A 1,070-nucleotide genomic window follows, 5' to 3' on the forward strand; every position below is an offset into this window, starting at 1 on the left:
GATTACATGTCACCAAATGACTTTGAAAAACTATATGAGCAGACACAGACAAACGAACTGCTCTTAGTAAGTTAAGATGAGGATAAATTTCTCATTTTAACTTGCGCTAAATCTTGACATAGGACCATTTATCTCCTTATTTCTGATTTTATCTTTCTCACTCGTAAAGACGATATGCTTAAAAAAGTGCCTAAAATTAAGGATTTCTACATAGCTCGTCTTTGTAGCAACACTACAGTCTCAACGTGTGCCTCTTTGGGTAGGGAATTGTTCTCGCTATTATCATCTTCGTAACAAATAATATCAAAATCCTCCCCACCCATGTTCAGCGGGATTTTGAACTTGACATAACGCACCCATCTTCCATCCGGCTGTCGTTCCGGATAGACTTCAATTTTCTCTATGAAAAAATTCATAATCCGCTTCGCTTCTTCATCCGGTATTTCATCCGGCAGATTCAATACTGAATCTATTGCCCTGATATACATTTCATAAGAAAACGACTCACCTTTTTTGCTGTCAATAGCAACCTCTGTTTGATACAGTGTTGCATTTAATCCTGCTATTTTGTCTGTAATCTCCCGCAGCCCCTCTTTATACGTTACCAGCAAGTCATCATAAAATTCATCGTCAATATCTAATCGGTCTATCTTTATCAGCTGTTTCTTTTTCTGGGATTCCAGCTTTTCCAATTCCTGCTCCAGATGCTCTTTCTCCCGCATCAGTTCACTGACACCCTCACTTGAACCATATTTTTTCTGCAACCCATCCCGGAAATTGTTATCACCACCATATGCATACCGGAAAAGCGCAAATACTTCCTGATTCAGCTGTTCCTGCGGAATATTCTTTTTGTAATCACAGGGATGCCCTGTCACCATCCGGCGATTCTTACAATGATAATACCACATATCCTTGTAAAATTCCTCAGACCCTTTTTTCTTGTATGTGTCAAGTAATCGTTGGCACTTTTTCTTCTTTTTTTGATATCAGTTTATTTCTTTTATTTTCAGACAATTCAGTTCGGACTTTATCTGATCATTTTATGTTTCTTTTTAACAGAATGCTCT

At 37.9% G+C, this 1,070-nt stretch carries 1 protein-coding gene; it reads right to left on the reverse strand.

Annotation, left to right across the window (positions count from 1 at the left end):
* Positions 1-206 precede the first annotated feature (206 nt).
* Positions 207-911 (reverse strand): hypothetical protein, encoded by a 705-nt coding sequence (locus tag Selli1_RS18195; protein WP_281874509.1) that lies wholly within the window; start codon positions 909-911, stop codon positions 207-209.
* Between the last annotated feature and the right edge of the window lie 159 nt (positions 912-1,070).

Source organism: Sellimonas catena (genome assembly GCF_027924685.1).
GTDB lineage: Bacteria > Bacillota > Clostridia > Lachnospirales > Lachnospiraceae > Sellimonas > Sellimonas catena.